The organism is Enterococcus sp. 7E2_DIV0204 (assembly GCF_002140855.1).
Taxonomy (GTDB): domain Bacteria; phylum Bacillota; class Bacilli; order Lactobacillales; family Enterococcaceae; genus Enterococcus_L; species Enterococcus_L lemimoniae.
In genome coordinates, this window is the sequence record NZ_NGKY01000002.1 from 46,858 (window position 1) to 72,817 (window position 25,960).

At 36.6% G+C, this 25,960-nt stretch carries 19 protein-coding genes, 4 pseudogenes and 1 riboswitch; of the genes and pseudogenes, 22 read left to right on the forward strand and 1 reads right to left on the reverse strand.

The annotated features are described in order from the left end of the window. Positions 1–31 precede the first annotated feature (31 nt). Entirely contained in the window at positions 32–1,384 is a 1,353-nt protein-coding gene (locus tag A5819_RS15680; protein ID WP_086281689.1) for a DEAD/DEAH box helicase, read from the forward strand. A 99-nt stretch (positions 1,385–1,483) separates the two neighbouring features. Here A5819_RS15680 and A5819_RS15685 read toward each other — a convergent pair whose 3' ends face one another. Continuing rightward, positions 1,484–1,933, reverse strand: a complete 450-nt coding sequence (locus tag A5819_RS15685; RefSeq protein ID WP_086281688.1) for a GNAT family N-acetyltransferase — start codon at positions 1,931–1,933, stop codon at positions 1,484–1,486. 127 nt (positions 1,934–2,060) lie between these two features. On the opposite strand from A5819_RS15685, the gene A5819_RS15690 reads away from it, so the two are divergent. From A5819_RS15690 to A5819_RS15790, 21 genes and pseudogenes are all read left to right on the forward strand, one after another. Beyond that, positions 2,061–3,167 (forward strand): hypothetical protein, encoded by a 1,107-nt coding sequence (locus A5819_RS15690; protein ID WP_086281687.1) that lies wholly within the window; start codon positions 2,061–2,063, stop codon positions 3,165–3,167. Between the two features lie 320 nt (positions 3,168–3,487). Further along, entirely contained in the window at positions 3,488–6,127 is a 2,640-nt protein-coding gene (alaS, locus tag A5819_RS15695; protein WP_086281729.1) for an alanine--tRNA ligase, read from the forward strand. Positions 6,128–6,486: 359 nt separating this feature from the next. Then, positions 6,487–8,378: pseudogene (gene glgB / locus A5819_RS15700) on the forward strand (1,4-alpha-glucan branching protein GlgB). A gap of 58 nt (positions 8,379–8,436) precedes the next feature. Next, positions 8,437–9,578, forward strand: a pseudogene (locus A5819_RS15705) (glucose-1-phosphate adenylyltransferase). Next, positions 9,568–10,718: pseudogene (gene glgD / locus A5819_RS15710) on the forward strand (glucose-1-phosphate adenylyltransferase subunit GlgD). Before A5819_RS15705 ends, glgD begins: the two co-directional pseudogenes overlap by 11 nt. Then, positions 10,715–12,156: pseudogene (glgA, locus tag A5819_RS15715) on the forward strand (glycogen synthase GlgA). Before glgD ends, glgA begins: the two co-directional pseudogenes overlap by 4 nt. Positions 12,157–12,538: 382 nt before the next feature. Further along, positions 12,539–14,443: a mannonate oxidoreductase gene (locus tag A5819_RS15720; RefSeq protein WP_086281686.1), complete on the forward strand. Its 1,905-nt coding sequence runs from the start codon at positions 12,539–12,541 to the stop codon at positions 14,441–14,443. A gap of 141 nt (positions 14,444–14,584) precedes the next feature. Next, entirely contained in the window at positions 14,585–15,295 is a 711-nt protein-coding gene (locus tag A5819_RS15725; RefSeq protein WP_086281685.1) for a tRNA (adenine(22)-N(1))-methyltransferase TrmK, read from the forward strand. Continuing rightward, positions 15,285–16,403, forward strand: coding sequence for a Nif3-like dinuclear metal center hexameric protein (locus tag A5819_RS15730; RefSeq protein ID WP_086281684.1), 1,119 nt, complete (start codon positions 15,285–15,287; stop codon positions 16,401–16,403). Before A5819_RS15725 ends, A5819_RS15730 begins: the two co-directional genes overlap by 11 nt. A 22-nt stretch (positions 16,404–16,425) precedes the next feature. Continuing rightward, a complete protein-coding gene (gene pepT, locus A5819_RS15735) occupies positions 16,426–17,655 on the forward strand; it encodes a peptidase T (protein WP_086281683.1) in 1,230 nt (409 codons plus the stop codon). Between the two features lie 120 nt (positions 17,656–17,775). Next, positions 17,776–18,684: a diacylglycerol kinase family protein gene (locus A5819_RS15740; RefSeq protein WP_176271491.1), complete on the forward strand. Its 909-nt coding sequence runs from the start codon at positions 17,776–17,778 to the stop codon at positions 18,682–18,684. Between the two features lie 74 nt (positions 18,685–18,758). Beyond that, on the forward strand, positions 18,759–19,037 hold the full coding sequence (locus A5819_RS15745) for a DUF1294 domain-containing protein (RefSeq protein ID WP_086281681.1): 279 nt from the start codon (positions 18,759–18,761) through the stop codon (positions 19,035–19,037). Between the two features lie 29 nt (positions 19,038–19,066). Then, the gene (locus A5819_RS15750) at positions 19,067–20,113 is read left to right on the forward strand and encodes a lysylphosphatidylglycerol synthase transmembrane domain-containing protein (RefSeq protein WP_086281680.1); all 1,047 of its coding nucleotides are present in this window, start codon (positions 19,067–19,069) and stop codon (positions 20,111–20,113) included. 80 nt (positions 20,114–20,193) lie between these two features. Next, positions 20,194–20,293, forward strand: a riboswitch (TPP riboswitch). A 97-nt stretch (positions 20,294–20,390) separates the two neighbouring features. Beyond that, positions 20,391–21,059 carry a thiaminase II gene (gene tenA, locus A5819_RS15755; protein WP_086281679.1) on the forward strand — a complete coding sequence of 223 codons (669 nt, stop codon included), beginning with the start codon at positions 20,391–20,393 and terminating at the stop codon, positions 21,057–21,059. After that, positions 21,056–21,865, forward strand: coding sequence for a hydroxyethylthiazole kinase (gene thiM, locus A5819_RS15760; RefSeq protein ID WP_086281678.1), 810 nt, complete (start codon positions 21,056–21,058; stop codon positions 21,863–21,865). Before tenA ends, thiM begins: the two co-directional genes overlap by 4 nt. Continuing rightward, positions 21,862–22,680: a bifunctional hydroxymethylpyrimidine kinase/phosphomethylpyrimidine kinase gene (gene thiD, locus A5819_RS15765; RefSeq protein WP_086281677.1), complete on the forward strand. Its 819-nt coding sequence runs from the start codon at positions 21,862–21,864 to the stop codon at positions 22,678–22,680. Before thiM ends, thiD begins: the two co-directional genes overlap by 4 nt. Next, a complete protein-coding gene (gene thiE / locus A5819_RS15770) occupies positions 22,670–23,299 on the forward strand; it encodes a thiamine phosphate synthase (RefSeq protein ID WP_086281676.1) in 630 nt (209 codons plus the stop codon). Before thiD ends, thiE begins: the two co-directional genes overlap by 11 nt. A 166-nt stretch (positions 23,300–23,465) precedes the next feature. Continuing rightward, positions 23,466–23,828 (forward strand): GntR family transcriptional regulator, encoded by a 363-nt coding sequence (locus A5819_RS15775; protein WP_086281675.1) that lies wholly within the window; start codon positions 23,466–23,468, stop codon positions 23,826–23,828. Position 23,829: 1 nt separating this feature from the next. Further along, complete coding sequence (locus tag A5819_RS15780; protein WP_086281674.1) at positions 23,830–24,528, forward strand: ATP-binding cassette domain-containing protein; 699 nt, start codon at positions 23,830–23,832, stop codon at positions 24,526–24,528. Then, complete coding sequence (locus tag A5819_RS15785) at positions 24,525–25,223, forward strand: hypothetical protein (RefSeq protein WP_086281673.1); 699 nt, start codon at positions 24,525–24,527, stop codon at positions 25,221–25,223. The genes A5819_RS15780 and A5819_RS15785 overlap by 4 nt, the downstream gene beginning before the upstream one ends. A 3-nt stretch (positions 25,224–25,226) precedes the next feature. Beyond that, on the forward strand, positions 25,227–25,958 hold the full coding sequence (locus tag A5819_RS15790) for a hypothetical protein (RefSeq protein ID WP_086281672.1): 732 nt from the start codon (positions 25,227–25,229) through the stop codon (positions 25,956–25,958). Positions 25,959–25,960: the final 2 nt, after the last annotated feature.

The following is a 25,960-nucleotide window of genomic DNA, read 5'->3' on the forward strand; positions in this document are numbered from 1 at the left end:
TTACACAACAAGTTTGAAAGAGGTGAGGTAAATGAGTTCATTTAAACAATTTCAGTTCAACGATTTTATCATGGAAGCACTAGCGGATAAAGGGTTTGAACGACCAACAGAAGTACAAGAAAAATTGATCCCAGTGATTAAAAAAGGCAAAAGTGTCATCGGTCAATCCCAAACAGGAAGCGGCAAGACCCATACATTTTTATTACCATTGATGAATAAAGTTAACCCTCAATTAGATGAGGTACAAATCTTGATCACGGCACCAAGTCGTGAGTTAGCAAATCAAATTTATCAAGAAGCGATTCAAATCGCAAAATTCAGTCAACCTGAAATGCGTGTGACAAATTTTGTTGGCGGTACAGATAAACAACGTCAAATCGCAAAATTAAAGAACCAACAACCTCATGTGGTGATTGGAACGCCAGGTCGTATTTTAGATTTGATGAATGAACAAGCATTAAAAGCCCATACTGCTTTTGCGTTTGTCGTTGATGAAGCGGATATGACATTGGATATGGGTTTTTTAGAAGAAGTCGATCAGATTGCTGGACGTTTGCCAGATAAGCTGCAAATGTTGGTTTTCTCTGCGACAATTCCTGAAAAATTAAAACCATTTTTGAAGAAGTATATGGAAAACCCTATTATTGAACATATCAAACCTAAAAATATCATCTCAGAAACGATTGATAACTGGTTGATTTCAACAAAAGGGAAAGATAAAAATCGTCTGATTTACCAATTATTGACGATTGGACATCCATATCTTGTGATTGTCTTTGCCAACACCAAACAACGGGTGGACGAAATTACGGATTACTTGAAAGATCAAGGGTTAAAAGTGGCTAAGATCCATGGTGATATTTCACCTAGAGAACGTAAACGTGTGATGCGTCAAGTGCAAGACTTAGAATTTCAATATGTTGTGGCGACAGATTTAGCGGCACGCGGTATTGATATCGAAGGGGTGTCGCATGTTATCAATGCGGAAGTACCAAGTGACTTGGATTTCTTTATTCACCGTGTTGGTAGAACTGGCCGAAATGGCTTAGATGGAACAGCAATCACTCTTTATTCACCAGCAGATGAAGAAGCAATTTCTGAAGTGGAAGATCTAGGAATCAAATTCCAACCGAAAGAAATCAAAAATGGTGAATTAGTTGACACGTATGATCGTAATCGTCGTACGAAACGTGAAAAATCAAAAGATGCATTAGAAGACCCTACCTTGATTGGTTTAGTGAAAAAGAAAAAGAAAAAAATCAAACCTGGTTACAAGAAGAAAATCGAGTGGGCGATTTCAGCAAGTAATAAACAAAAACGTAAAGTTGAACGCCGTCAACAGACACGGACAGCTAAAAAATCTAAGAAAAATAGTTATAAATAAAAATAAGGGTGCGGGACAAAAGTAAAAAGTACTTTTGTTTCACACCCTAAATACGAATAAACGGTGGGAGCAGAAGCAACCCCTTCTTATTTCTCGGGGTTAAACACTCCTGTCCCAACCTCTTATTTTTTTGATCATTTCAACACATAATAGGCCATCTTCTAAATATTCCTCAGAATTTACAGAATAATTCAACGCTTCATAAAAAGTCAATGCCGTCTTTTCTGCGGAGAGCGTACTGAATAGATAACCCTCTTTTACAGCCGTTTCTTCTAATAATAAAAGTAACTGTTTTCCAATTCCTTGTCCTCGATACTCTTTTCTTACACAAAAGCGATCAGGTTGAATGGTCTGTTCGTCTTTTTTCTGATAACGAATCGTAGCGATGGCGAGTGAGTTTTCATACACAACAAAATAATTGCGATCATTTGTGTCAAGCTCGTCAAATTCATCTTGTAAGGCAATTCCTTGTTCTAAAACAAAAACTTCATATCGTAAAATAAATGCTGCTGCTTGGTGCCAAACTTCATTGCCAAAATGAGTATGCATAGCAACCCTCCAGATAATTTTCTTAGTGAAAGATCCATTCAGTGGTATACTTAATCATAGCAGATAGTTTAAAGGTCATCTAGCGTTAGTGGCTGGCTCGGCGTTTAAAATACGAGGAGGGTTTGATTTGGACCTATTTGAACAAAGTGAATGGGCAAATTGGAAGAATTTAAATGATAATGAAAAAATCGTTTTATTACAGCAATTATTGATGTATTTTGTACCACCAACAATTGAAGTCAGTACGATTGAATTAGTCAATTTTGAATTATATGGCATCAAATGTCGGACCTTTGAATTAGAGTTGGATGGTGAACTGTTTGTCTTTATTCCAGGAAATAGTGAGGCAATCCTTGGCTGGGATTTAGGGGCAGAAGGGTTACGTGCCCATGAATTACTGGGATTTGATGTGGAAAATCTAGAGAAAAACACGTTTAAAACAACACTGACAAACGAAGTGATCGATTCTGCTACTGAGTGGATTGAAGCAGAAACATCCTATGATTTAACATCTTTAGAAGGAATTTCTGAATATATAAACCAACAGACAACAGATTTGAGGAAAGTCAAAATACCGGCGATGTTTGTTCAAAAATATGCACTACCTGCCTGCACTGAATTTCTAGGCATTTTTGATACTGTTACAGGGACATTTGAAGGTGAGATCGAACAATTTGTTGCGTTTGAAAATCAGATTTGTGAAAAGCTGTTTCCTACATTGTCGGCTGCTGAAAGTCTGAGCTGGACATTTCCACAATCCCTTTTAGAAAAAAATAAATTCTATCTAGAGTTTTTGCCTGAATCTGATTACTATTTTGTATATAGCCACTCTGACTATACTCATGATGAATTGACGTTAGTACTAAAAAGAACGGGTTTCGGTTTATTATCAGAAGATCAATGGGAGTTTGCTGTTGGTGCAGGAACTCGTCGCTTATTTCGTTGGGGGAATGAGTTATTGATTCAGGAAAATGAATCTGGCCGTCAAATCAAAAGTAAGATGGACGGGGGAAATATGTTTGGTCTAGTCGTTGACACACAAAAAAATCGCTATGAGTTAACAACTGATCCAACTGCATTAAAATTAGCTAAACAAATTTTGCCACGAAATACATTGATTGAAGAAATGTTACCGTTATCGACTTATTTTAGTCCAAATCATGCGGTCTTACCTGAACAAAAGCTAAGTCCTACTGATTATTTATATCGAAAAGTTATCCGGATTGAAAATTAAATAGAAAACATTGACATTTTTTTGAAGATTCCTTATACTTTATAAGGAAACTAAAGGATATGATTCATTTTTTCGTGTTTACAGAAAGTTCTTTATTGCTGAAAGAAGGATAACACAATAATGGAATTGCTCCCTTTAAGTCATTTTGGTAGAAATATCAACGCCACTCAGCGTTAGCGAGTTTAAGAGGTAATGAATGTTTCAAGCGACTTCATTGCAAACAAGGTGGTACCGCGATTTTTCGTCCTTGTATTGCAGTGAAGGCCGCTTTTTTTGTTGCACAAGATCAACTAATTAGTGAAGAAAGTAGGAATAAAACCATGAAACAACTATCAAGTAGCCAAGTTCGTCAAATGTACTTAGACTTTTTCAAATCAAAAGGACACTCGATTGAGCCAAGTGCATCTTTAGTACCTGTCAATGATCCAACGTTATTATGGATCAACTCGGGTGTTGCCACATTGAAAAAATATTTTGATGGATCTGTGGTTCCAGAAAACCTAAGAATCACCAATGCTCAAAAATCAATCCGTACCAACGATATCGAAAATGTTGGAAAAACGGCTCGTCACCATACCATGTTTGAAATGTTAGGAAATTTTTCGATCGGAGATTATTTTAAAACGGAAGCAATCCACTGGGCTTGGGAATTTTTGACTTCACCTGACTGGATGGCTTTTGACCCTGAAAAATTATATGTAACAGTTTATCCAAAAGATACAGAAGCAAAACGAATCTGGCATGAAGAAATTGGGCTAACGATGGATCATATCATTGATATTGAAGACAACTTCTGGGATCTTGGTGCTGGTCCATGTGGTCCAGATTCAGAGATTTTCTATGATCGTGGGGAGTCTTTCAATGATGTTGCTGAAGACGATCCAGAAAACTATCCTGGTGGCGAAAATGAGCGTTATTTAGAAATTTGGAACTTAGTGTTTTCTGAATTTAACCACCAAGCAGATGATAGTTATGAACCATTACCACATAAAAACATTGATACGGGAATGGGCTTAGAGCGGATGGTGTCGATCGTTCAAAATGCACCAACGAACTTTGAAACAGATTTATTTATGCCAATTATCCATGCTGTTGAAAAATTAAGTGGACAAGTTACTTATGGTCAATCACCACAAACAGATATTTCATTTAAAGTGATCGCTGATCATATTCGTGCCTTATCATTTGCAATCGGGGATGGTGCGTTACCTTCAAACGAAGGTCGTGGCTACGTTTTACGTCGTTTATTGCGCCGTGCTGTTATGCATGGGAAAAAATTAGGGATCAATGAAGCCTTTTTATATAAATTAGTGCCAGTTGTAGGAGAAGTAATGGTAAGTTACTATCCAGAAGTTTTACAACAAAAGGAATTTATTGAAAAAGTCGTTCGTACAGAAGAAGAACGTTTCCATGAAACAATCAATGAAGGATTAGATATTTTAAATGAATTGATCGTCAAAGTAAAAGCAGATAATCAAGACACTTTAAACGGGAAAGACATCTTCAAACTATACGATACCTATGGTTTCCCAGTCGAATTGACGGAAGAAGTAGCAGAAGATTCAGACTTGAAAGTCGATCATGCTGGCTTTGAAAAAGAAATGGAAGCCCAAAGAGAACGTGCTCGTTCAGCTCGTAGCAAAGCCACTTCAATGGGCGTTCAATCTGCCGTTTTAACAGATATCAAAGTTGAAAGTAAATTTGTTGGTTATAGTCAATTGGACGCAACTAGCAAATTATTGATTATTTTAAAAGATGATGAAATTCTAAGTGAACTTTCAGAGGGGACTGCACAATTGATTTTTTCTGAAACACCTTTCTATGCTGAAATGGGTGGTCAAGTAGCGGATCACGGAACAATCAAGGATCAAGATGGAACGATTGTCGCTCATGTAGAAAATGTGTTAAAAGCACCAAATGGTCAATTTTTACACACTGTTCAAGTGATTGGCACATTAACAGAAGGGGCTGTCTATGAATTGCATGTGGATGAAAAAATGCGCAATCGCATTTTGAAAAACCATACAGCAACTCATTTATTGCACCGTGCCTTAAAAGATATTTTAGGAGATCATGCCAATCAAGCAGGTTCATTAGTAGCTCCTGGACATTTACGTTTTGACTTCACTCACTTTGGACAAGTAACAGCAGAAGAATTAGTCCAAATGGAAGCAATCGTCAATGAAAAAATTTGGGAAGCCATTCCTGTTGAGACGGTGGAAACAGATATCGATACCGCGAAGAACATGGGTGCCATGGCGTTGTTTGGTGAGAAATATGGGAAAGAAGTTCGGGTTGTGAATATCGGTGGTTATTCAATCGAGCTTTGTGGTGGAACCCATGTGAAAAATACTGAAGATATTGGTATTTTCAAAATAGTGTCTGAATCTGGAATCGGTGCAGGTATCCGTCGGATCGAAGCTGTGACAAGCAAAGAAGCGTATGAGTTAATGAACGAAGAAGAACAACAACTAAAAACAATTGCAGGAATCGTTAAATCACCTCAACTGAAAGAAGTTGTTTCAAAAACAGAACAATTGCAACAACAATTACGCGATTTACAAAAAGAAAATGAACAACTTGCTGGGAAATTAGCTAATCAACAAGCAGGAGACATTTTCAAAGAAATCAAAGAAATCAATGGCACAACTTACATTGCTGCACAAGTCAATGTAAAAGATATGAATCAATTACGTCAATTAGCGGATCAATGGAAACAAAAAGAACTTTCTGATGTGTTGGTTTTAGCAACAGCGCAAGAGGAAAAAGTTAGCTTGTTAGCAGCAATGTCAAAAGCAGCTAATGAGAAAGGCTTAAAAGCAGGCGATTTGATCAAAACAATTGCACCAAAAGTTGGCGGCGGCGGCGGTGGTCGTCCCGATATGGCACAAGCTGGGGGTAAAAATCCTGCTGGAATCGATGATGCTTTAACGGAAGTTGCCAATTGGTTAGCAAAATAGAAGACAAAAAGAACCTTAATTTACAGAAACGTATATAAAAATAGAGACCAAGATGAAACGAATGTCCCGTTTTATTTTGGTCTCTATTTTTGTGTGTTGAAGTGCTAATTCTTTCTTTTTTTTCATTTTATTGTTAGATTTAAATTAGTAACACTCAGAAATATTTAATGAAACGAGTATAACTTTAGAAATTTATTTGGCTTTCTTTTGAAAAAAATAGTGTGATTAGGACATATCTAAGAACTAAAGCTCAAAAAATTAAAGGATTTGGAAATAAGAGCTGACTAGAGACTAATGTCCTACCCTCTTTTTACTTCCCATAAAATTGAATTCTTCGCTTTAAGAGAGGAGAGAATTGGATGGCTAAACCTAAAAGTCCGATAGAGCTTTTTGAAACAGGTGAAAATTTCTATAGCCAACATTATTTTGGCGTTCATCAAATGCAGCAAGGAGAACAAACTGGTTTTATTTTTAGAGTTTGGGCACCAAATGCTCAAGCAGTTTGGCTAGTTGGAGACTTTAATGAGTGGGAGCATTCATTACCACTACTAAAGGATGCACATTTTGGTGCCTGGGAAATTTTTACACCATTACCAAAAGTAGGTGATTTTTATAAATTTTTGGTCAAACAAGCAGATGGCAGAGAGGTCTACAAAATCGATCCTTTTGCGACTGCATTTGAAAAGCGTCCAAATAATGCAGCTGTGATCCAAATGATGCCTGAAAGAAAATGGCGTGATAAAGTATGGCAAAACAGTGCCAAACAATCCGGCAAGCTTAACCAACCGTTAACAATTTATGAAGTTCATACCAGTTCATGGGCCTGTGAAGAAGATGGTACGCATATTCCTTTAAACAACTTCAAGAAACCTTGATTCCTTATGTGAAAGAGCTAGGTTTCACACATATCGAATTTATGCCGTTGATGGAGCATCCTCTGGCTGAGTCTTGGGGCTACCAGTTGACTGGCTATTTTGCTCTTTGCTCAGCGTATGGAACACTTGATGAGTTTCAACAGTTCGTGGAGACCTGTCATTTAAATGGTATCGGTGTTTTAGTTGATTGGGTGCCAGGGCATTTTTGTATTAATGATGATGGACTTGCCAAATATGATGGATCGCCACAATTTGAATATCAAGATCCTGTTAAAGCAAAAAATATTCGTTGGGGTTCGCTAAATTTTGATCTAAGTAAACCTCAAGTTCAAAGTTTTTTGATTTCAAGTGCCTTATATTGGATCGAAATAGCTCATATTGATGGGATTCGGGTTGATGCAGTTTCGAATATGTTGTATCTAGATTATGATGAAGGGCCGTTTTCATTAAATGCTGACGGTAGTAATCGTAATTGGCCTGGTTTTTACTTTTTAGAAAAACTGAATGCGGTAATCAAACAAGCACATTCGAATGTGATCATGATTGCGGAAGAAAGTTCCTCTGAGACGAAAATCACAGGCACTATTGAAAGTGGTGCGTTAGGATTTGACTATAAATGGGACTTGGGTTGGATGAATGATACCCTGTGTTTTTATGAAATGGATGAAGCCTTTCGCAAGTACCATTTTCGTTTAATTACTTTTTCTTTTATGTATATGCGAAAGGAAAATTATATTCTACCTTTATCGCACGATGAGGTTGTTCATGGTAAACGAAGCTTATTGCATAAAATGTGGGGCGATCGCTATAAGCAATTTGCTCAACTACGAAATATTTATGTTTACATGATGACTCATCCAGGGAAAAAATTACTATTTATGGGTAGTGAGTGGGGTCAATTTCTGGAATGGAAATCCACTGAAAGCCTAGAATGGATTGATCTAGATGATCAAATGAACCGCAGCATGCAGGCCTTTACAAAGGCACTTAATTTATTTTATCAGAAAGAAAAAGCGCTTTGGGAGCTAGAACATACACCTGAAACAATCGAAATCATCGATGCTGATAATAACGAAGAAACCGTATTGAGTTTTATCCGTAAAGGCAAAAACCAAAGCGATTTTTTAATCGTTGTTTTAAATTTTTCACCAATCGAAAGACAAAATTTTTCAATAGGTGTCCCATTTTCTGGTATATATGAAGAGGTCTTCAACACTGAGATAAAAGAATATGGTGGTACTTGGACTGCGTTGAATCAAGCCTGCCAAGCAAGCTCAGAACCGTTTAAACATTTTCCTTATCTTATTCAAACGATTGTTCCAGCACTGGGAGCAATTATTTTAAAACCAAAAGAATTTGATCTAAAAAGAAAATAAGCTGATCGAATAACACATAGTTTTGAAAGGAGGCTGGGTGGCATGTCACCCGTTTCAGATGAGTTCAGAAATGCTTGTAATGATTTTGGCTGGAGGACAAGGAACACGTCTAGGAAAGCTGACTCAAAATATTGCCAAACCAGCTGTGCCCTTTGGCGGCAGATATCGAATTATTGATTTTACCTTAAGTAACTGTATCAATTCAGGAATTAAAAATGTCGGAGTGGTCACCCAATATCAGCCGCTAGCGTTGAATAGCCATATCGGCAACGGCTCAAGCTGGGGTTAGATGGGATTGATTCTGGTGTGACGATTTTACAACCTTATTCTAGTTCTGATGGGGAAAAATGGTTTGAAGGAACAGCCCATGCAATTTACCAAAATATTGCTTTTATTGATCAAATGAATCCACAATATGTTTTGATTTTATCTGGAGATCATATTTATAAGATGAATTATGAGGCGATGCTAGATGAACATATTGCTAATAATGCTTCTTTGACGGTTGCTGTCATTGAAGTCCTTTTAAAAGAAGCATCGCGCTTTGGCATCATGAATACGGACGAAAATGATCGAATTATTGAGTTTGATGAAAAACCATCAGAACCTAAAAGCAATTTAGCCTCGATGGGAATCTACATTTTTAACTGGGGACGTTTACGGAATGTGTTGCTGAACAGTTATTCAAAAGATGGACAGATGCTAGATTTTGGGAAGCATGTAATTCCTACGTACCTAGAAGCAGGAGAAAATGTTTACGCCTATCATTTTAATGGGTATTGGAAAGATGTGGGAACGATCGATTCGTTATGGGAAGCAAGTATGGAGTTTATTGGGTTAGAAAATGAGCTGAATTTGCGAGATAAAAGCTGGCGGATGTTTTCTAAAAATAACATCTCACCGCCGCATTATATTACAGAAACAGCTTCTGTTAGTAACTCATTGATCGTAGATGGTTGCTATGTTGCGGGAACGGTTAGGGACAGTATCCTTTCCACAGATGTTCAAGTCAAGGTGGGGGCAACGATCGAAAATAGCGTGATCATGCCTGGCGCTACAATCGGAAAAAATGTCACAATCAAAAATGCCATAATCGGAGAGAATGCGATCATCGGGGACTAAGCTATAATTTATACTGAAAATGAGATCGAAGTCATCGGCTATTCCGAAGTGATTGAGGTGCAAAGTGATGAAGACTAAAAAAATATGTGCCATTTTAGGGAATGTGTCAACATTTCAAGGATTATTGCCACTGACTGAAAATCGTCCCTTAGACACTTTGCCTTTTGATTGTAAGTATCGGTTGATTGATTTTCCTCTTTAAAGCATTGCGAATGCGAATATCAATTCGATTTTTATGATCTTTAATGAAGGTGAAACACGCTCTGTATTTGATCATATCGGTGGCGGTAAAGAATGGAATTTAGATTCGTTGCAAAATCGCTATTTTGTTTATTTTTATCAAGATATTCTAAAACAAAAAGAACAAGGGCAACATTATTATGAATCAGTGATCGACTATCTTAAAAAATCAGAATCTGAATATACCGTGTTTATAGGCAGTAATATGCTATGTACTATTGATTTACGAGCTGTTTTAAAGAGTCATCAAAAACAAAACAATCGCATGACGGTTGTTTATAAACGGGTAAATTCATCAACTATTTCATTAGAGGAAAGAATCATTCAGATAAGTGATGAAGGGAATGCGCTGAGTCTTCACCCGTTTAGACCGAGAAAACAGACTGAGCAGCTGAATCTGTGTATGGACATCTATATTGTTCAAACAAAATGGCTGATTGAACAACTAGAGCTTGGGCAAACAAGAGAGGCATCACCAAATATTTATCTATTTCTTCAAAGTAAACTAGGTGAGGAACAAACTACAGCCTATGAGTATACGGGTTATTTAAGCAATATTCATGACGTAGCCTCTTATTATCAAGCAAATCTAGATATGCTAAATCCATCTATTTTTAACTCATTGCTTTACTCAAAACAAAAAATTTATACAAGATTAAAAAATGAAGTACCGACATACTATTCCAAAGAGTCACAGGTGAAAAATAGTCAGTGTGCTACCGGCTGTATTATTGAGGGCGAGCTGGGAAATAGTTTGATTTCAAGAAGAGCGGTGATCAAAAAAGGAGCACGAGTTAACCACTCAATTGTGATGTCTAATGCGAAAATTGCCGAAAATGCAGTAATCGAATATGCAATATTAGACAAGTATGTCACAGTAGCAGCAGGAATCAAGATTATTGGAACGGCTGAACAACCTGTTGTAATTAAAAAAATCAGGACGTGTCAACAGATGTCATTGGAGGGCTGAAATCATGAAGGTCTTATTTGCATCTGCCGAATGCGCTCCATTTTTTAAAACCGGTGGGTTAGGGGATGTTGCTGGAGCGCTGCCAAAAGAACTAGCTAAAAAGGGCTTCAATATTGCAGTCGTATTACCTTACTTTACAAAAATGCCAGATATTTATAAAATACAGTGCGAAGAGGTTGCTACGTTTTCTGTCGAAGTTGGTTGGCGTCATCAATATTGTGGTGTCAAGCAACTGATTTTAAAAGGGATTTCGTAGTACTTTATTGATAATTTATATTATTTTGATCGTGAACAATTGTATGGTTATGAGGATGACGCTGAACGCTTTGCTTTCTTTTCATTGGCGATTATTAAAATGCTTGAAAACATTGAGTTTAGACCTGATGTAATTCATGTCAATGATTTCCATACCGCAATGATCCCTTTTTTAATAAAAGAAAAATACCAAACAGTTGAAAACTTTCGTGCAATAAAAACAGTATTGACTATTCATAATATTGAGTTTCAAGGAGCTTATAGTAAAGATTTACTCCCGGATCTTTTTGGAATGGGGTCGGAACGGTTTAATGATGGTGCTACTCGTTTTCGGGATGGTGTCAATTATTTAAAAGCGGGGATCTTATATGCTGATCGTGTGAACACGGTGAGTCCTACTTATGCTGAAGAAATCAAAACAGCTGAATTTGGGTTTTGTTTAGATGGAATCTTACGTTTGGAGCAGGGAAAATTAAGTGGTATTTTAAATGGCATCGACTATGAAATGAATGACCCTGAGACGGATCAACTGATTTTAGAAAATTTTTCTTTAAACGATTTGTCCGGTAAACAGAAAAACAAACAAGCGTTACAAAAAAAAAACTGAACTTACCTGTTAGGACAGAGGTACCCTTGATCGGAATTGTTAGTCGTTTAATTTTTCAAAAAGGATTTCATTTAGTTTTGGATGAACTAACCAATTTTTTGGAACAAGATGTACAGCTAGTTTTATTAGGAACGGGAGATCCCGGAATCGAACATTCTTTCCGTTCTTTTGGAGAGCGTTATCCAGATAAAATTAGCGTAAATATAAAATTTGATGTGTCGTTAGCACAATTGATCTACGCTGGTGCTGATTTGTTCTGGATGCCCTCTGAAACTGAACCATGCGGATTATCTCAAATGATTGCTATGCGTTATGGAACGTTGCCGATCGTCCACGAAGTAGGGGGGGTAAAAGATACGGTTCCCCCGTATGATCTGACCACAAAAACGGGAACAGGCTTTGGTTTTTCTGAATTTAGCTCGAATTCCTTGATGTATAGTACGCTAACCGCCATTGATCTTTATAGAAAGGATCAGCAGACATGGCAACAGCTAATCAAAAACGAAATGAAAAAAGATTTTAGCTGGGAAAAATCGAGTCAAGTCTATTTGGATTTATATAAAGAGATCATTCAAGTAGGATAAAGCAATGCTGTTTTTCGTTTTTAAGTATTGACGACAGCATAAAACCAAGGTATACTTTTAGCGAAAAATGAATAGCCAAAGAAAATTATGAGGTGTTTTTGTGAGTGTAAGTATCTAACCTAAGGAAATGAATAGCTGAAGAATAAACGACCATTTTTAGATGGCTTCTTTAGTGTACTTACGTTGATACCTATCTTAACTCATACAAAAATACCAGATAGACTGCAGGATGACTGTTTTTATTTAGTGATTATTGAGGGATGAAGGGGACACTTCATCCCTTTTTCTATTTTCAAGCAAAATCATTGCTGTAGCTAAAAAATAAATTCTTTGTCCTATTCAAAAGAAGATAGGTATCTCTTAATTAAAAGGAGAGATACAGATGAATCAAGAAACCTATAATAAAACACAATTTAATCAAATCAAAGAAAAATTAATGACCTATGCTATCAGTTACTATGGAAAAGAGCTAATTAAGCGACTAAAACCAAACAGTCACTTAGATGTAGTGAAAAAACGATTACAAGAAACTTCCGAAGCAAAAACGCTGCTTATGGCCAATTTACATGTCCCATTTATGGGATTAAACAACATTGAGCATTTGACCAGCCAAGTTGAAAAGGGCTTTATTTTAGAACCAACTGAATTAATCAGCTATGCAGATTTTCTTAGGAGTAGTCGTTTGATCCAAGCTTTTATGCAAAAAAATAAATTTATTGCACCGCTTTTAGCCAGATATAGTGATTCATTACAACTATTTTCAATGATCGAATTGGAGATCTATCAAGTCATTCGGAACAATCAAGTGGAAAATGATGCTAGTCGTGAACTACGTAAAATTCGTAGAGCTATTCAAGAATGTGAAAAAGAAATTGAAGCGAAACTAACGTCATTTCTTAGAAATACGCAAAATAAACCTAAAATTCAAGAAGCAATCGTGGTTAAAAAAAATGACCGTTATACCATACCAATCAAAGCTACCTATAAAAATCAAATTTCTGGAACCGTCGTGGATGCGTCCTCTAAAGGAACAACGGTTTTTGTAGAGCCAACAACGGTAACGAAGTTAAATGACAAACTCTATCAATTGAAAATGGAAGAAGCGACAGAAGTCTATCAAATTTTATCGACACTGACTGGTCTGATTGCCGAACAAATGGTTGCTATCCAGTCAAATCTAGAGGTAGTGGCACAATATGACATGATCTTTGCGAAGGCTAAATATAGTCGAGAGATCAATGGAATCGAACCAGAAATTAACCAAGACGGCATTATTGAGTTTGTAAATGTAAAACACACTTTGTTAGGTGAAAACGCTGTTCCGTTAAATGTAACACTAGGACAAGATTATCGAGGATTAACAATCACGGGTCCGAATGCAGGGGGTAAGACGGTTGTGCTCAAAACAGTTGGACTGATTACCTTACAAACGATGATGGGTGTACAAATCATTGCGGATGTTGGGACAAATGTCGGGATTTTTGATCAGATTTTTGTGGATATTGGGGATCAGCAAAGTATAGAAAACGCCTTAAGTACCTTTTCAGGTCATATGCAGAATATCTCTGAAATTCTTGCTAAAACAAAACGAAATAGTTTGATTTTATTAGATGAAATTGGGAGTGGAACAGAACCAAACGAAGGAGCCGCGTTGGCGATCGCAATCATGGAAGCTTTTTATAAAAAAGGAAGTATCTTGATTACAACGACCCATTATGGTGAAATTAAACGATTTTCAGAACAACATGAAGACTTTCTAACCGCAGCGATGGCCTTTGATTCTGAAAATTTAATGCCGAAATACCAGTTGATTCTAGGGGAAACTGGGGAGAGTAACGCTTTTTGGATTGCGAACAAAATGAATTTGGATGAACACGTCGTAAAACAAGCGCAAAACTATTTACACAATCGCAATTACTCGACTGAAAAAGAACACTCATTGCAAAAGGTAAGAAAGCCAAAAGAACAAACGATTTTTCCAACTTATGAAAAAGGGGATCGTGTATTTTGGACAGAGAAAAAGACAATCGGACTAATTTTTGAATTAATCGAACTATCAGATGAGGTCATCATTTTTGTAGAAAACCAAAAGGTAAGAGTACCTAAACGACAATTGAAATTGGATCGTAGCGCAAAAGAATTATATCCACCAAACTACGATTTAGACTCTTTATTTGACGATTATCATGAGCGTAAAAAGATCCGTGATCTAGAGCGAGGCTCTAAAAAAGCCCATAAGAAATTAAGAAAAGAGATGCAAGCGAGAGCGATTCAAAGAGAAGAATGACCGTACTAACGATTTTAAGCAAACGAGAGGAAGACAAAAGTCTTGCTCTTATTTGCCAGTCAATACTTCTTTCACAACCACATCTTACAAGTTTTCAAGGCGGTTTTTCAATGGTATAATAGCCACGGAGGAATATATATAATGAATGAAAATCAATTATCAAAACGTTTAGCGCGTGTGGGAGAATTAGTTCCAGAACAAAGTCGTTTAGCAGACATCGGTTCTGACCATGCGTATTTACCTGTAGCATTAGTTTTACAAAATAAACTTGATTTTGCGGTGGCAGGAGAAGTTGTAAGAGGTCCTTTTGAAGCGGCTAAAAAGCAAGTACAAAAAAATGGCTTGAATGATCAAATTATTGTCCGTTTGGCAGACGGTTTAGATGCTGTGGAACAGACAGACGGGATTACTGCCGTGACGATTTGTGGGATGGGTGGTGTTTTGATCCGAGATATTTTAGAGGCTGGTTGGAACAACCAACGGCTTCAAGGAAATGAGTGCCTCGTTTTACAACCAAACATTGGTGAAAAGCCGTTACGTGATTGGTTGACAGTACACGGTTTTACAATACTTGAAGAAGATATTATAGAAGAAAATAATAAGATTTATGAAATCATTGTGGCGTCAAGACTTGAAACTAGAGTGGCTTATTCAGAAAAAGAACGACTCTTCGGTCCACTGTTACTGCAAAAGCAGTCCGCTGTTTTTCGTAAAAAATGGTTAGGGGAACTAAATCAGCGTGAAACGATTCTAGCACAATTGGCCAAAGCATCTGGTGACCAAACGGTTAGAATCCACCAAATAGAAAAAGAAATTGCTGAAATCAAGGAGGTTTTGTCAGATGAGTCTTGATGGAACGTTATTTATTGAACACTTTGAAGCCTATTGTCCTCAGTGGTTAGCTGAAGCAGATGATCCTGTGGGGTTGCATATTGGCACTTTAAATAAAAAGCTAGACCGAGTAATGGTTACTTTAGATATTCGGCCAGAAGTCGTGGCTGAAGCAATCGAAAAGAAAGTTGATTTGATCATTGCCAAACATCCACCGATTTTTAGACCAGTCAAACGATTAGATACAGATGATTTTCAGACAAAAATGTATGCAGATTTATTGAAACATGATATTGCTGTTTTTGCTGCACATACGAATATGGATATTATTGAAAATGGCTTAAATGACTGGTTTTGCGATTTATTAGGAATTGAAGATACTACCTATTTAACCAAAACGCACACCGTCGGTTATAAGAAGTTAGCGGTTTTTGTACCAGTCGATCATGCTGCCAAGATGCGAAAAGTTCTTGGCGAAGCGGGTGCAGGTACGCAAGGGGATTATACCAACACTAGTTACTCAATGATTGGCACAGGACGTTTTACACCAGCTACTAATGCTAATCCAACAATTGGTACAGTAGGTGAAGAGGCGGCTGTTCAAGAGGCTAAAATCGAAGTGATTTTTCCAGAAACGATTCAAGCAAACGTGATTCAAGCAATGCTGTCAGTTCACCCATATGAAGAACCAGCCTATGATCTTTACCCGATAGAAAACATTACCAAAGAATATGGGTTAGGACGAGTAGGGAATTTAGCTAAGGCTGTACCGCTAAAAGAATTTGTTGCTTTTATTAAAGAAAAATTTGCTTTGGATGGTGTACGGATTGTAGCAGAAGATGAGACAAAATTAGTCCAGCGTATTGCGATTTGTGGTGGCAGTGGTGAAAAATTTTTCCGTGATGCTCTCAAAAATCAAGCGGATGTTTATATCACGGGCGATGTCTATTATCATACTGGCCATGACATGCTGACAGAAGACCTACCAGTGATCGATCCAGGACATTATATCGAGCAATTATGCAAACCAAAGTTGGTTGAACTATTCAATCAATGGAAAAAAGACTATAATTGGGATATAACATTTATCGAATCTGAGGTAAATACGAATCCTTTTAAATTTAGATAAAGTAGAAAGAGGGAACGAAACGATGTATGAAAATTTATTGCCACGTTTTTTACGCTATGTAAAAACAGAAACACGCTCTAATCCAGCTAGCGAAACAACACCTTCAACACAAACGCAAGTAGCTTTCGCTCAAACGTTAAAAAAAGAGTTAGAAGAACTTGGTATGAGTGATGTACTATACAATGAAAAAAATGGTTTTGTGATCGCTACATTACCAAGTAATATAGAGAAAGACGTTCGTTCGATCGGCTTTATTGCTCATATGGATACAGCAGATTTTAATGCTGTTAATGTGAATCCGCAAATCATCGAAAAGTATGATGGTGAGTCAACGATTAAATTAGATAGCGAGGGTAAATTTACTTTAAATACAAAAGATTTTCCTAACCTAAAAAATTATGCTGGTCAAACGTTGATCACAACCGATGGAACTACGCTTTTAGGCGCTGATGATAAGTCAGGGATCGCTGAAATCATGACAGCCATGGAAATTTTGATCAAAGATCCATCAATCAAACATGGTACGATTCGTGTTGCATTTGGTCCAGATGAAGAAATCGGTGTGGGGGCTGATAAATTTGATGTCGATCAATTTAATGTGGATTTTGCCTATACGATGGACGGCGGCCCAGTGGGAGAATTACAATACGAAACCTTCAATGCAGCTCAAGCTGAAGTAACGATCCAAGGAAAAAATGTCCACCCGGGAACAGCTAAAAATACGATGATCAATGCATTACAGTTGGCAATTGATTTTCATAATCAGTTACCGCAAAATGAAGTGCCCGAAAAAACGGATGGCTATGAAGGATTCTTCCACTTAGCGCAACTGAGCGGCACACCAGAAGAAGCGAAAATGACCTATATCATTCGTGATCATGATCGTGAAAAATTTGAAGCGCGTAAAGCGCTGATTACAAAAGTTCAAGAAATCATCAATCAGTCTTTTGATCAAGAACGGGTACAAGTTGATTTATTTGATCAATACTACAACATGGGTGAAGTAATCGAAAAAGACATGAGTATTATTGAATTAGCCAAAAATGCGATGATCGAACTTGATATCACGCCATTGATCGAACCTGTTCGCGGCGGAACAGACGGTTCTAAGATCTCCTATCTAGGTATTCCCACGCCTAATATTTTTGCTGGTGGCGAAAACATGCATGGTCGTTTTGAGTTTGTTTCATTACAAGCAATGGAAAAAGCTACAGATGTTATTGTGAAAATTGCAGAGAATAACGCTAAATAATCAGTATTTAGTAAAAATTGAAAAGAGGGAGTACAGTTACAAGGTGTGACTTACTTCCTATTTTTCTGTCAAGGTTGGATCATTTGCTACACATTTAAATCGGAAGGAAACGTGATGACAATGGAAAATGTAATGATTCTTTTTAATGAAACATCAGGGAAAGACAAAGGCAAAGAATTAGCAGAACAGTTTGTTGATTATGCAAGAAATCATGGACAAGCGGACACTCATTTTCTATTAGAACAAGTAGGACCAGATTGTGATAGTCAAAAAATCGTTGAGAAATCCAAGCGTGAAATGATTGATACACTGATTTTTATTGGTGGAGATGGTACGATCAATCATAATGTGGCAGACTTCAAAGAGGAATTACCACATCTAAAAGTCGGTTTGCTGCCTGGCGGGACGGTTAATAATATGGCAAGAGTTTTAGAAATTCCGCTGAAATTTGAAGATGCTGCCGCTGTTATTTTAGGAGGAGTTACCAGAAAAATAGACTATGGAATGATCAATCAAAAAGTAATTGTCAGTACAATGACTATTGGGATTTTAGCTGACACAGCGGCTCGTATCAGTCAAAAAGAAAAACAAAAATATGGGAAATTGATTTTTGTGAAAAATTTTTTCAAATTATTGGCTAAGAAAAAACGTTATCGCTTAGAGATCAAAACTGAAAAAGAACAATGGCAAGGGAAAACACAATTAGTTACAGTGACAATGACAAATTCTGTTGGAGGATATACAAATTTTGACGATTCAGCTTCTCCAGATGATGGTTTGTTCCATCTAACTATTTTACCTAAACTGAATTTTTTCAAATTGGCCTTTTATCTGCCAAAAATTATTTTAGGTAAAGTCTATGAAATTCCAGATGTGAAGTATATGACTGCAGCTGAACTATCGATTAAAAGTTCGAACGAAAAGAAAATTGGTACTCGTGTTGATGGTGATCCAAGTGAGGATCTACCTGTTGAAATGACCGTCATCAAACATGGTCTAACTGTTTTTGTACCAGAGCAAAAACAGTGATATTGTCGAAATAACTTTACATCTTATACTCTTTCAAGGTATTCTATTAATACAATGATTTTGGAGGAAGAAGGATGACAGGTTTGTTGAAGCATTTACCATGGGTGTATTTACTCATTGTAAATTTGGTTGAGTTTTTTATAATGTACCTTGATAAACAAAGAGCGAAAAGAAGAAGATGGCGAGTCCCAGAGTCTGAACTCTTATTTATTGGCTTGATTGGAGGAGGATTTGGCGGTTTACTTGCTCAACAACTTTTTCATCACAAGACAAGAAAATTACGCTTTTATTTTGCTTTTATTTTTGGTACACTTGTGACTATTGCAATTATTTATTATCATTATAAAAGATAATCGTGAATACAATTTAGTGGGGAGAAACTATGAAAAGCAATTCCAAGACAAAAGTTTTTCTAAATATCGGCTTGTTAGCTATTTTTATTGGAGTGATCATCTATGTGATGGATAATTCACTCAGTGATATCTTTGCTCAATTAATGAAGACAAGTTGGATCGTTGTTGCCCTAGTTATCTTACTAGGAGTCGTTTACCAGATAGTGGAAGGACGCTCGATCAAAGAGATTGCTGCCTATTTTCAAAAGGATTTTACGACAAAAGATGGTTTTTTTACCTCTTGTTATGTGGCTTTTTATCGCGTAATTTCTTTTGGGACGGGTACATTGCTCTCTGAAATTTATTTTTACAAGAAAAAAGGACTGGCTGTTTCCCAAGGAGTTGGTGTGACGGCTCTGCATATGATCATGTATAAAGTAGCAGTGATTTTTCTATCTGTTCTCGGGTTGATTTTTCAGTTCTCTTTATTTTATGAACGTGCACCAAAAATGATTCCTTTTATCTTAGTTGGTGTTGGGCTGACCTTTGTTATTATTTTTTCATTATTGATTCTTTCAAGCAGCATCAATCTTCAAGTGATTTTAATAAAGTGGACGAATAAACATTTTAAACGTAAAAGATTGCGTGACTGGGTGGATAAGTGTAATCTTCAAATTTATTCATTAAGAGAAACGGTTCAAACTATCACAAAAGACCGTTCAGCGATGATTCGAATTTTTTGCTGGAATGTAGCGAAGTTGCTTTTCTGGTATGTGATTCCTTATGTTGTGCTCGTTGAGAATCATCCAAATATTGATTTTCTTTTGGTTCTTTCTTTTACAAGTTTTTCGGTTATTTTGTCGGGAGTATTTCCAACCCCAGCTGGTATTGGACCGTTTGAATTCGTTTATTTATTGCTATTCAAACCGCTTGTTGGAACGGTCGATGCAGTATCTTCGTTGTTATTGTATCGTTTTGGCAGTTTTGTTTTGCCTTTTCTGATTGGATTTATTTATGTATTGATTCAAAAAAGAAGAGATATTAAAACGGATCTTTCCGCAGCAAGAAAAGAGAAAAAGGAAACGTTAGAAGAATAATGTGTAGGCAAGCTTTGAGAATCGAAAGATTTTTAAAGCTTTTTTTTTATCGATTTTGCAAAATACTATGGTATACTTTAGATAAGTACTAGGGGAGTCATTTTGACTGAGATGTTCGCTTGAACGGACCCTTTGAACCTGTGAGTTGAGACTCGCGTAGGGAAGTAGTCTAAGAAATAGAATAACACGGCTAAACTCTATGAAATGGTTCTTTAACATTTTATGGCGTTTTTTTCTGTTTTTAAGATTCTTCTCAAAAATATCGAGGAGGAATTGTATGACATTTACTGAAGAAATAAGAAAATCTGCTGATATAATTTGGCAGGAAAGTAAGGACCATCCATTTATCTTAGAGTTAAAAGCTGGAACATTACCACCAGAAATTTTCCGATTTTATCTGATTCAAGATCGGTATTATTTGGAGCAATTTAGTAAAATTCATTTAAAAGCTGCAGAATTAGCAATAGATAAAGAAGTCAGAAGCTGTTTTTTAGACGGTGTAAAAAGTTTAGAAGCCGCAGAAATATCAGTTAGAAAAACCTTTTTCAAAAAATTAAAAGTCTCAAAAGAGGAAATCAGTCAAACACCGATTGCACCAGCAGCCTATCATTATACCTCACATATGTATAGAGAAGTTGAAAGCAAAAGCATAGCTAGGATTGCAGCAGCCTTATTGCCTTGTTATTGGTTATATCAAGAAATTGGCGAAGAATTAATAGCAAATGGTTCACCAGATCCGTTGTATCAAAGGTGGATCGAAACCTATGATAGTGAAAGCTATCAGAATGCGGTTCGCAGGCAAATTCAATTGACGGATCAGCTAGCCCACCAAGCTTCTTTCGATGAGCAATTATTGATGAAGCAAGCCTTTATTGTTAGTAGTTATGAAGAATTGAATTTTTGGGAAATGGCTTATACAAAACAAAAATGGGGGTTAAAAAGATGATCAACTATCAATTGATTGATACCTTACGCATGAAAAATCCGTTAGTTCATACTATTACTAATATTGTGGTTGCAAACGATTCAGCTAATGGATTACTGGCAATCGGAGCATCACCATTTATGTCGAGTACACTTGCTGAAATGGAAGAAGTGGCGGTGATTGCTGATGTTATAGTGTTGAATATGGGGACGTTGAATGACGAACAATTAGCTGCGATGATTCTTGCTGGTAAAAAAGCGAACGAATTAGGAAAACCGGTTGTTTTAGATCCTGTTGGCGCCGGCGCGACAAATTATCGTAAGCAGGCGGTTGAGCAATTATTGAGCCAGGTCAAACCAACATTGATTCGGGGAAATGCCGGAGAAATTGCAGCGTTAAGTGGAACGGCTTGGGCTGCTAAAGGAGTAGATGCTGGAACTGGATCAGCAGATATTACTGAAATTGCCGAAAAACTAGCACTTGATGTGAATTGTTTTATTGCAGTAAGTGGTGAAACAGATACGATAACAGATGGCAAGCAAACTTATTTTGTTAAAAATGGAACACCATATTTTACGAAGATGACCGGAGCAGGTTGTTTACATGGATGTGTTTGTGGAGCTTTCTTAGCAGTTGCTAAGGAGTCTACTTTAGAAAGTGTCGTTGTTGCAAGTACAATGTATGCTTTAGCAGGAGAGCTTGTAGCGGAGCAGTTAACAAGTGTTTCTGTCGGGTCATTTAGAACGTACTTATTAGATCAACTATCGGGATTAGATAGTATATTGGTTCAGGCAAAAGCGAGAATTGAAAGGATGGCTGAAAAATGAATGAAACGATCCAAGCGTTAACGATTGCAGGGTTTGACAGTGGCGGCGGAGCGGGAATGCAAGCTGATTTAAAGACCTTTCAAGAGCGTTTTGTATTTGGGACCTCTGTTTTAACGGCGTTACCGATTCAAAATACGCAAGGGGTTAAAAAGGTTTATGATATTCCCCTAGAAGCAATTCAAGATCAGTTAGACGTTATCAATGAAGATTTTAAAATCTCAGCTGTAAAAACGGGTATGTTGTTTACAGCTAGTATCACGCAACTTGTTTCAGCATTTTTAAAGACGGTTGATTTTGGTCCTTTAGTTGTTGATCCTGTAATGATTGCTAAAAGTGGTCATGCTTTACTAAAAGATTCCGCTGTTAAAGCTTTAATCGAAGAGCTGTTGCCGCAAGCTTTTGTTATTACGCCAAATATTCCAGAAGCTGAGGTGATCACAAACATGACCATCACAACGAAAGAGGATATGGTAATCGCTGCAAAAAAAATCCAATTGCTAGGTGTGAAAAATGTCGTTGTAAAAGGCGGTCATCATCTTGAAGGAACAGAATCCTCTGATTTATTGTTACTCGAAGATGGCCAACAAGAATGGTTGTCAGCAACAAGGATCGAGACGAAAAATACACATGGTACAGGCTGTACTTTTTCGGCTTGTATTGTAGCGGAATTAGCCAAGGGAAATGATGTAAGGGCGGCCGTTCATACTGCAAAAGGATTTATTCAAGTAGCTATTGCAGATGGTATTCAAGTGGGCTGTGGCAATGGACCAACCAATCATTGGGCTTTTAGAAAGGTAGAACACAATGAAAACTAGTCAAGAAATGTTAGCCATTTATTTTATTGCAGGAACACAAGATATAATGGATAGAACTTTACCGGAAGTGTTAGAACAGGCTTTAAAAGCTGGAATCACATGTTTTCAATATCGAGAAAAAGGTGAAGGGAGTCTGACCGATCCTAACGACAAAAAGCTGATGGCAAAAAGATGCCAACAACTATGTAAAGAATATCGAGTGCCATTTTTGATCAATGATGATGTAACGTTAGCCTTAGAAATAGAGGCTGACGGAATTCATGTTGGGCAAACAGACCAAGCAATCCAAGATGTATTAGCTTTGTTCTCTGATAAAATCGTTGGTTTATCTTGCTACGATGAAAAGGAAGTCAAAACCGCTAATAAAGTGCCCGCTATCACGTATTATGGTATTGGACCTGTTTACGGTACGCTATCGAAAAAAGATGCTAAACAACCGATCGGTTTAGTAAAACTACAAAAATTGACAGAGCTAGCAGAAAAGCCTGTTGTGGCAATAGGCGGTATTAATACTGGAGATGTTGAGCAGATAATAGAAACAAATGTTGCTGGTGTCGCAGTGATCTCCGCAATCACACAGACCAAAGATATTCACGAAGCTGTTAAAAGCTTAAGCTAAGCGGGTTAGATGCATACGCAAGGTTTTTCAAAGAGCAAATAAAACCATTTCGTTGGATTTTATTTGTTCTTTATTTTTTATTAAAAAGAAATTGAATTTTTTTTGCAAGTAGTGTACTATCTAACTAGAACACTAGTGAAGGTGAAAATCAATTGGAGGTAAAGCCATGGATTTCCATACAGATCGGCCGATTTACTTACAAATAATGGATTTTATCATTCAGCAAATCGTTTCTGAAAAATTGCAACCGGGAGACAAAGTAAAAGCCGTGAGAGAAATGGCAGTTGAATTAGCTACGAATCCAAATACCGTGCAACGTGCTTTGCAAGAATTGGAGCGGGAGGACATTCTGTTTTCTAAACGCGGCTTAGGGCGTTTTGTAACAGAAGATACTGAAAAAATTAAAGATTTGCAAAATCAAGCGGTTGAACAAGTCATTGAGAACTTTTTAGCTGAAATGAACAAGTTTGGATGGTCAGAAAAAAAAGCGAGCGATTTATTGGGAGAGTATATCGAAAGGAAGAAATAACATGGAGGAATTAGTTAAGATTCAACAATTAAGCTACCGTAAAGGAAGAAAACAAATTTTTAACCAGTTGGATTTTTCTGTTTCATCAGGGAAAATCATTGCCTTGATTGGTGAAAATGGTTCTGGAAAAACAACCATCATGCGCTTGCTTTCTGGCTTAGCATTAAATTGGAAAGGAAAAATGTTGATCGATAATTGCGCCGTTGGAACAAAGACCAAATCATTTGTGGCGTATTTAGAAGATCAAAATAATTTTCAAGCAAATCAACAATTAGAAGAAGTTATTTCATTCTATGCGCATTTTTATCCAGATTTTGATAAACGAAGGGCGTATGAATTGTTGCGTTTCATGAATTTGAGTGAGTCGGAAAAAATAGGAAATCTATCAAAAGGGAATGCAGAAAAATTTGCTTTAAGCATGACCTTAGCTAGGAGAGCCAAATTATATTTATTAGATGAACCATTAAGTGGTGTTGATTTATTATCAAGAGAAAAAATCATTCAATCCTTACTGAAATGGTTTGATGAAGGAAGTACGATCATTATCACAACACACCAGTTAAGAGAAATCGAAACTATTATTGATGAAGTGATGTTTTTACGAGATGGACAGATTATTTTACATGAGTCGTTAGAAACAATCAAAGAAGTAAAACATAAAGATTTAGAAGATCTATATCGTGAGGTGTACGAAATATGATCAAATTATTTCGTTTATTCTTTTCAAAAAAAAATCTATTCCTGTATAGCACTACGTTGATTCTTACGTTCTTACTTGGACTTGCCAATGTCTATAACATAAATCAACAATCCACAGATTTTAGTCGGGCCTTTTTACTTTTTTCATTGATGATTTACTTTTTACTTTTTTTCGTATTAGAATCAAATCGGATCTACCAATTTTTTCGGACAGCCGATTTTCGATTACTGCCGATCAGTACAAGCAGGTTGTATGTTTATAATTTAATTTTTAGTATGCTTGTAGGAATTATCTTTTTTATAGGAAACGTGATTATTGGTGTAATGATCAATTATCTGGCACTCAAGATACCATTTATTTTGGATGCGACGTGGATTGAAGTTGTGGCTGCAGTCATCGATAGTGTAGTGTTGTTTTTAGTGGTGCAATTTCTGGTTTGTATTTATTCTGCTATGAATCAGTTCGTACAAAAAAGATTTCGCTGGGTTTTAGAAATTGTTTTATTCATTTTATTTATGATTCTGATCGATTATTTATCAGGGTTTGATTTAGGGGCAGCAAAAGGGATTGTAATGACCTATTTTGGTTTACAACACGAAGTCTATTTCCGGATGATTGTACAATTAGTAACCGCTAGCCTTTATTTTAGCTTAAGTATTTGGGTAATCAATCGATATGTGGAAGCGGGGGATTAATAAATGTGGTTGCTATGGAAGGAATATCGAAAAGAAAGTCGGTTATTTTGGGTATTCAGTAGTTTTGCTTTTCTATTGATTGGTGGATTCATGATATATAAAGTAGGGTTTCAGCACATTCATATTGAAGGAATAGCGCAGATTATTTTGGTCTTAGTGTTTTTCTTCTTGCTTGCTAGTTTTGTTTGGGAGATGTACCGTCAAATCAAAAGTTGGAAAAAAAGTCAGTACCGTTTACTACCAATCAGTGAGGGAATGTTCTATTTTAGTAATATTTTATTTAGTTGGTTCACAACGACGATGCTTTCATTTATTTACTACTTTGGCTTTGTTGGATTAGTTTTTCTTTTGGATAAACAAGTGGATATGTTCGCTTTTCAAGAATATTGGAAACATCTTTTTATTGCTAGTTATCTGTTTTTTTCAGCATCAGTCTTATTTCAATTTGTTTATTTATTAAGCAGTTTGATCAGTGCTAGAGTAGCAGTTAAGTTACAAAGGGTTTCAAAGTTGCTACTTTTTCTTCTATTGTTTACAGGAGAAGTAACCGTTAGTAACCAACTTTTAGAGGGGTACAAAAAAATTGCGTTTATAGATAATCATCAGTTTAAAATTATTATCGGCTATGTCCCTTTGTATCTAGAGGATTTAGTTTTTGATATGCTTTTACTTATCCTATGTAGTATAGCAAGTATTTTTATTTTAAGAAATTATATTGAAGCAGAAAGAGGGTAGCG

Bases quoted from the DNA above. Each gene is read 5' to 3' on its own strand.
- tenA (WP_086281679.1), top strand. From the start codon at position 20,391: ATGACATTTACTGAAGAAATAAGAAAATCTGCTGATATAATTTGGCAG.
- A5819_RS15740 (WP_176271491.1), top strand. From the start codon at position 17,776: ATGGAAAATGTAATGATTCTTTTTAATGAAACATCAGGGAAAGACAAA.
- A5819_RS15785 (WP_086281673.1), top strand. From the start codon at position 24,525: ATGATCAAATTATTTCGTTTATTCTTTTCAAAAAAAAATCTATTCCTG.
- pepT (WP_086281683.1), top strand. From the start codon at position 16,426: ATGTATGAAAATTTATTGCCACGTTTTTTACGCTATGTAAAAACAGAA.
- A5819_RS15750 (WP_086281680.1), top strand. From the start codon at position 19,067: ATGAAAAGCAATTCCAAGACAAAAGTTTTTCTAAATATCGGCTTGTTA.
- thiD (WP_086281677.1), top strand. From the start codon at position 21,862: ATGAATGAAACGATCCAAGCGTTAACGATTGCAGGGTTTGACAGTGGC.
- A5819_RS15780 (WP_086281674.1), top strand. From the start codon at position 23,830: ATGGAGGAATTAGTTAAGATTCAACAATTAAGCTACCGTAAAGGAAGA.
- A5819_RS15745 (WP_086281681.1), top strand. From the start codon at position 18,759: ATGACAGGTTTGTTGAAGCATTTACCATGGGTGTATTTACTCATTGTA.
- thiM (WP_086281678.1), top strand. From the start codon at position 21,056: ATGATCAACTATCAATTGATTGATACCTTACGCATGAAAAATCCGTTA.
- A5819_RS15680 (WP_086281689.1), top strand. From the start codon at position 32: ATGAGTTCATTTAAACAATTTCAGTTCAACGATTTTATCATGGAAGCA.
- A5819_RS15730 (WP_086281684.1), top strand. From the start codon at position 15,285: ATGAGTCTTGATGGAACGTTATTTATTGAACACTTTGAAGCCTATTGT.
- A5819_RS15720 (WP_086281686.1), top strand. From the start codon at position 12,539: ATGAATCAAGAAACCTATAATAAAACACAATTTAATCAAATCAAAGAA.
- alaS (WP_086281729.1), top strand. From the start codon at position 3,488: ATGAAACAACTATCAAGTAGCCAAGTTCGTCAAATGTACTTAGACTTT.
- A5819_RS15685 (WP_086281688.1), bottom strand. From the start codon at position 1,933: ATGCATACTCATTTTGGCAATGAAGTTTGGCACCAAGCAGCAGCATTT.
- A5819_RS15775 (WP_086281675.1), top strand. From the start codon at position 23,466: ATGGATTTCCATACAGATCGGCCGATTTACTTACAAATAATGGATTTT.
- A5819_RS15790 (WP_086281672.1), top strand. From the start codon at position 25,227: ATGTGGTTGCTATGGAAGGAATATCGAAAAGAAAGTCGGTTATTTTGG.
- thiE (WP_086281676.1), top strand. From the start codon at position 22,670: ATGAAAACTAGTCAAGAAATGTTAGCCATTTATTTTATTGCAGGAACA.
- A5819_RS15725 (WP_086281685.1), top strand. From the start codon at position 14,585: ATGAATGAAAATCAATTATCAAAACGTTTAGCGCGTGTGGGAGAATTA.